Source organism: Planktothrix sp. FACHB-1355 (assembly GCF_014748295.1).
GTDB classification, from domain to species: Bacteria; Cyanobacteriota; Cyanobacteriia; order Cyanobacteriales; family Aerosakkonemataceae; genus Aerosakkonema; species Aerosakkonema funiforme_A.
Map to the genome: position 1 here is coordinate 1 of NZ_JACJUP010000309.1, position 6,174 is coordinate 6,174.

Annotated in this window: 6 protein-coding genes and 1 pseudogene; all 7 read left to right on the forward strand. The window is 43.6% G+C overall.

The features are described from left to right. Positions 1 to 1,237: tetratricopeptide repeat protein (locus H6S82_RS14560; protein WP_191056354.1), on the forward strand; the 1,237-nt coding region annotated here is incomplete at its 5' end. A 311-nt stretch (positions 1,238 to 1,548) separates the two neighbouring features. Then, entirely contained in the window at positions 1,549 to 4,080 is a 2,532-nt protein-coding gene (gene nirB / locus H6S82_RS14565; RefSeq protein ID WP_199315060.1) for a nitrite reductase large subunit NirB, read from the forward strand. Between the two features lie 38 nt (positions 4,081 to 4,118). Beyond that, positions 4,119 to 4,427: a divalent-cation tolerance protein CutA gene (gene cutA, locus H6S82_RS14570; RefSeq protein ID WP_190460834.1), complete on the forward strand. Its 309-nt coding sequence runs from the start codon at positions 4,119 to 4,121 to the stop codon at positions 4,425 to 4,427. Positions 4,428 to 4,465: 38 nt separating this feature from the next. Continuing rightward, positions 4,466 to 5,104: a transaldolase family protein gene (locus tag H6S82_RS14575; protein ID WP_190460836.1), complete on the forward strand. Its 639-nt coding sequence runs from the start codon at positions 4,466 to 4,468 to the stop codon at positions 5,102 to 5,104. A 53-nt stretch (positions 5,105 to 5,157) separates the two neighbouring features. Next, positions 5,158 to 5,535, forward strand: a complete 378-nt coding sequence (nirD, locus tag H6S82_RS14580; RefSeq protein ID WP_190460839.1) for a nitrite reductase small subunit NirD — start codon at positions 5,158 to 5,160, stop codon at positions 5,533 to 5,535. A gap of 151 nt (positions 5,536 to 5,686) precedes the next feature. Further along, entirely contained in the window at positions 5,687 to 5,968 is a 282-nt protein-coding gene (locus tag H6S82_RS14585; RefSeq protein WP_190460841.1) for a DUF2470 domain-containing protein, read from the forward strand. A 57-nt stretch (positions 5,969 to 6,025) separates the two neighbouring features. Further along, positions 6,026 to 6,174 (forward strand): annotated as a pseudogene (locus tag H6S82_RS14590) (zinc ribbon domain-containing protein); the annotation flags it as partial.

Here is a 6,174-nt window from a genome sequence, read left to right on the forward strand (position 1 = left end):
AGATTATGAAGGAGCGATCGAAAATTACGATCGCGCAATTGAAATAGATTCCAACTATGTCGAGGCTTATGAAAAACGAGCGTCAGCTCGCAACTTTATCAAGGATTACCAAGGCGCAATTGATGATTACACCCAGGTGCTTAGGATCGCTCCCAATTATATAGATATTTATGAAAAACGGGCGGATGTTTGGGAAAATATGGAAAACTACCAAGCAGCTAATGATGATTATAATAGTTTAATTATTGCCAAACCTTACGATACTAATAGCTATCAAAAACGCGCTCGCGTTCGCAGAAAAATAGAAAATTATCAAGGCGCTATTGAGGATTATAACCGCTGGCTTACGCTCGAACCAAATTCGATTGATGCTCATTACGAACGCGCTTATACCCGCGAAAAAATGGGGGATTATCAGGGAGCGATTGAGGATTATAAATTGTTACTTCGCATCAATCCCGATTATTCATTAGCTGCTTCGCGCATATTTTTAGTTCGCATCAACGATATGGAAGATTATCGGGGAGCAATTGCAGATTACACTGAGTTGATTAGTCTAAGACCGAATTTTGCCGAACATTATTACATCCGAGGTTGTTTGCAGCAACTTCTGGGAAATTATCAAGAAGCGCTAGCAGATTACGATCGGGGATTAAGTTTAAAGGCGGACTTTTCGTTATACTCCAGTCGGGGTGTAGTTTACTATAGATTGGGGAATTACGATTTGGCAATGAGCGATTTTGAGCGAGCGATCGAGTTGTCTCCCAATTTGGCAGAAGCTTACGTAAATCGAGGTGCAGTTCGCTATGCAATCGGAAATTACCAAGCAGCAATTGCCGATTTCGATCGCGCTTTAATTTTGAATGCAAACTTGGCAACAGCTTATTCTAGCAGAGGTGCAACTCGCTATATTCTGGATGAATACCAAAGTGCGATCGTCGATTTTAATGGTGCGATCGAACTCAATCCGGAGTTTGCCGAAGCTTACTCCAATCGCGGTGTAGTTCGCTACAAAATGGGAGAATATGAAGCAGCGATCGCAGATCTTCACAACGCTGTAAATCTCAATCCTAACTTCGTAGAAGCTTACTTTAACAAAGCCGTTGTTCGCGCTCAAATTGGAGATAATTTAGGAGCCAATGAAGATTTACAAAAAGCCAGACAACTTTGTTTGGAAAATACGAATATAGCTGTCAACCAAAAAATCATCGACTTGATTATAAAGTTGGAACATTAGTCACCAGATTTTGGATTTTGGATTTTGGATTTGCTCCACAATGAGCGAGCCGAGCTTGAAATTAGGAAAATTTTTTTGATGATGAACTATATACTAAATTTCTGTATCTAAATTTACAAAATACCTGGAATGTGGGAAAAAAATTTTGTGCGGATGCAGCCGTCACACTTTCACCGCAAATGCAAAAACAAAATAGAGATCGATCGGATTCTGCATAACCAAAGCAAATTTGTAGCTAAATTTACAAAATACTATAGTGACTGTTTATAAGACTGATAAGGAGAACTAAAACATGGGCGTTTTAGAAATTCATGATAGCCAAAAAGAATCTCATAGTTATCGGCAACGGCATGGTAGGTCACAAGTTCTTAGAACTAGCGATCGCTTCATGTGCGACCCAGAAATGGAACTTAATAACCTTCTGCGAAGAACCTCGTGTTGCTTACGATCGCGTTAATCTCAGCAGCTTCTTTTCTGGCAAAACTGCCGCAGATTTATCTCTAGTCGAACCTGGATTATATCAAGAAAACGGTATTCAAATCCATATCGGCGATAAAGCAGTTGCCATTAACAGGGAAGAAAAAACCGTCACCTCTGCCAATGGGGTAACACTTCCCTACGACAAAATTGTCTTGGCAACAGGTTCCTATCCCTTCGTACCGCCGATTAAAGGAAATAAGGCTACAGGAACTTTCGTTTATCGGACAATAGAAGACCTTGAAGCGATGTCCGCCTACGCCAAAAACTGCAAAGTAGGCGTAGTTGTAGGCGGAGGATTATTAGGATTAGAAGCAGCCAACGCACTCCAAAACCTGGGATTAAAAACCCACATCGTTGAATTTGCACCTCGCCTCATGCCAGTGCAAATAGATGATATCGGTGGTGCTATCCTTCGCAATAAAATAGAAGAACTGGGAATATCCGTTCATACCAATAAATCGACAACGCAAATCGTCAGCGAAAACGGTAAACTCGTCAAAATGCTATTCGCTGATGGCACCGAATTAGAAACAGACACGATCGTTTTCTCCGCCGGCATTCGTCCCCGTGACGAACTCGCCAGACAATGCGGATTGACAATCGGAGAAAGAGGCGGAATAATCATCAACGATTATTGCCAAACTTCAGATCCAGATATTTACGCTATTGGAGAATGCGCTCTTCATCAGAATCGCATCTACGGCTTAGTAGCACCTGGCTACACAATGGCAGGAGTCGTAGCAGATATTTTCAACAATATCGCGACCAGCAAATTTACTGGCGCGGATATGTCCACCAAACTGAAATTACTGGGAGTGGACGTAGCCAGCTTCGGAGATGCTTTTGCCAGAACACCCGATGCTAAAGAAATTGCGATCGCCGATAACGTTCGAGGTATCTACAAAAAACTGGTACTCAATGAAGATGGCACTCGTTTGTTAGGCGGAATTCTCATCGGCGATGCTTCTGCTTACGGTACTCTGCTGCAATTTGTGCAAAACGGCATAACTTTGCCACCCCATCCCGAAGATTTGCTAATGCCACCACGAGAAGGTAAATCAACAGTCGCCGCGATGGGAGTAGAAAGTTTGCCGGATACAGCCCAAATTTGCTCGTGCAATAATGTCAGCAAAGCACAAATTTGTACTGCTATTCGCGAAAACAAACTCACCGATATCGGCAGCGTCAAAAAATGCACCAAAGCGGGAACAGGTTGCGGCGGTTGTGTACCGTTGGTAACGGATATCCTCAAGTCGGAGATGAAGAAAGCCGGATTGGTGGTGAAGAATCATCTCTGCGAACACTTCCCCTATTCCCGTCAAGAACTCTATCATTTGTTGCGATTCCACCAAATCAAGACATTTGATGAGTTACTCCAACATCACGGTAAGGGATTGGGTTGCGAAATTTGCAAACCTGCCGTCGCTTCCATGCTTGCTTCTACTTGGAACGATCATGTTTTGACTCCCACTCACGTCAGTTTGCAAGATACCAATGATTACTATCTGGCAAACATTCAGCGGGATGGTACATACTCGGTAGTTCCCAGAGTACCGGGGGGCGAAATTACGCCAGAAAAACTGATTGCTTTGGGAGAAGTTGCCAAGGAGTTCAATCTTTACACTAAAATTACTGGCGGACAGCGCATCGATTTGTTTGGTGCGCGTGTGGATCAATTACCGTTAATTTGGCAGAAATTAGTAGATGCGGGATTTGAATCCGGACACGCTTATGGCAAGGCGTTGCGAACAGTAAAATCTTGTGTGGGTAGTACTTGGTGTCGTTTTGGCGTGCAAGATTCTGTTGGTTTGGCAGTAGAATTAGAACTGCGCTATCGCGGTTTGAGATCTCCTCACAAACTAAAATCTGCTGTTTCTGGTTGCACCCGCGAATGTGCGGAAGCTCAAAGTAAAGACTTTGGGATAATTGCTACAGAAAAAGGTTGGAATTTGTACGTCTGCGGTAACGGTGGTATGAAGCCGCAACACGCGCAATTACTAGCAGCAGATATTGACAAAGAAACGCTGATTAAGTACATCGATCGCTTCTTAGTTTTCTACATCCGCACTGCTGACAGATTGGAACGCACTGCTACTTGGTTTAACAAACTGGAAGGTGGCATCGAATATTTGAAACAGGTAATTATCGAAGATTCTCTCGGCATTGGTGCTGAGTTAGAAGCACAAATGGAATACCTTGTCAAGACCTACCAGTGCGAATGGAAAGCGACTATTGAAGACCCGGAAAAACTTCAGCGCTTCCGTCACTTTGTCAATTCCGACGAACCAGACCCCAGTCTGGCTTATGTCGAAGAACGGGGTCAAAAACGTCCGGCGAAGGAACACGAGAAAGCCTTGGTTTAATGTATTAGGGTAAGCGTCGTGTCACCGAATCAACACCGATGAAACTATACTACATTACCCTCAACACCTCAGACGAAGCGCGTCAGATCAGTCAGGCATTGCTTCAGCAACAGTTAGCTGTCTGTACGAATTGGTTTCCCATCACTTGTGCTTATCGTTGGGAAGGCAAAATCGTCGAAGAACCAGAAACAGTGCTGATTGTTAAAACTCAATCCGGCTATCGAGAAGCGATCGAAGAGGTAATCCGCCAGCACATCAGCTATACCAATTTAATCGCTGAAATCTCTCCTGAGTCAATCAATGAAGGCTTTTTCAATTGGTTGAACGCAGAAGTACTGCTGAAATAAGCAACAGCTATCCAAATCTAATATCGGTTGGGAAACTGATGACCATTTATCTCGATTCCGCAATTATTTCAGAAGCCCAAACCGCTAAAGAGTTGGGCTGGGTAAAAGGAATTACCACTAACCCAACTCTTTTATCCAAAACCGATTTACCAGTTGAAACGACACTCAAGGAACTAGCTAAATTAACGAATGGCCCAGTTTTTTACCAGCTAATATCGTCGGAACTGGATGAAATGGTTAAGGAAGGTCGCAAGGCTTTTGAGATTATCGGTTATCAAACGGTGCTGAAAATTCCGGCTACAATAGTTGGCTTTCAAGCTGTTACTCGCCTCTCTCCGGAAATAAACTGTTCGGTGACAGCAATTTACAGTCCGGCACAAGCGGCTGTGGCAAAAGAGGCGGGAGCAAAATATGCGATCGCCTACGTTAACCGCGCTACCAAACTACTAGGTGATGGCATTGCGTTAGTGCGAGAAATGGCAAGCGTTTTGGCAAACAGCAGCACGGAAATTCTCGCCGCCAGCATCAAATCGCCAGAAGAAGCCGCCGCATCTCTACAAGCAGGGGCGCATCATCTCACGCTTCCCTTGAGTATGTTGCAGGCAATGGCAACCGATCGACTTTCACTGCAAACTGTTGAGGATTTCAACAAAAACGGACGCGGCATTAGTTATTAATTATTGCCGTTGTACAACTGACAACTAACAATTAACAAACGAGGAGAAATAAAATGGTTCAAGCATTACCAGTTCGCGATACAATGACAACATGGGTAAATATCTGCCCTCTTTCTGCGATCGCACCGAATACTGGCGTTTGCGCCTTAGTAGCAGGCGAACAAATAGCTGTTTTTCGACTTGGATACGGAACCGATCTTTACGGGATCGGTAACTACGATCCGTTTAGCAAAACTTATGTTTTATCGCGGGGAATAATCGGCGATCGCAACGGCATTCCCAAAGTTGCTTCCCCAATTTACAAACAAAACTTCAACTTGCAAACAGGACAGTGTTTCGATGACGAAAACGTCAAATTACCAACTTATCAAGTCAGGGTCATCGAAGGACGAGTGCAGGTAGCCATTAATAAAGGGTTTTCCAGTCATTAGGCAATTGCCCCTAACAGCGTTCATCCAAACACACACACAATCCCCTTTTTGCCAACCCACGTATCGATTGCGGTTGGCAATTTTATATTTTAGGTATAAAAAAGATAGTATAAATGAATAAGTTTTTACACTGTTTCCAGGGAATTCAGTTATGTCAGAACCGTTTTCTACTCAAGTGAGCGATCGCATCTGCTCCCATATGAACGAAGATCGTGGAGATGCCCTACTTATCTACGCCCAAACTTTTGGCAGTTTAACTCATGCGACATCAGCACAGATGCTTTCTATCGATCCTGAAGGCATGAATTTATCCGTACAAGTCAATAATGCTACCTTACCAGTTCGCATTCAATTTGACCACGTTCTCAAAAATTCCGAAGACGCTCACGACACTCTCATTGCAATGGTGGGACAGGGGAGATCGCAGGGTTGAAAGGATGGTGCAGGTGGTGGGTGGTGCGATCGCAAAATGACAACACATTAACTAGCTTATTTCCAAAAAGTAGACAGCCGTAAAACTAGCCAGATTTGCCCCAGTTGTGATGTTGAGACAGGCAAGAAAGAACTTTCAGAACGTACTCACGTTTGTTCAAATTGTGGCTGTACAACTGATAGAGATGTTGCAGCCGCTAGATCGGA

Excerpts from the sequence above, each read along its gene's own strand:
- nirB (WP_199315060.1), top strand. The coding sequence starts at position 1,549 with ATGATAGCCAAAAAGAATCTCATAGTTATCGGCAACGGCATGGTAGGT.
- cutA (WP_190460834.1), top strand. The coding sequence starts at position 4,119 with ATGAAACTATACTACATTACCCTCAACACCTCAGACGAAGCGCGTCAG.
- H6S82_RS14575 (WP_190460836.1), top strand. The coding sequence starts at position 4,466 with ATGACCATTTATCTCGATTCCGCAATTATTTCAGAAGCCCAAACCGCT.
- nirD (WP_190460839.1), top strand. The coding sequence starts at position 5,158 with ATGGTTCAAGCATTACCAGTTCGCGATACAATGACAACATGGGTAAAT.
- H6S82_RS14585 (WP_190460841.1), top strand. The coding sequence starts at position 5,687 with ATGTCAGAACCGTTTTCTACTCAAGTGAGCGATCGCATCTGCTCCCAT.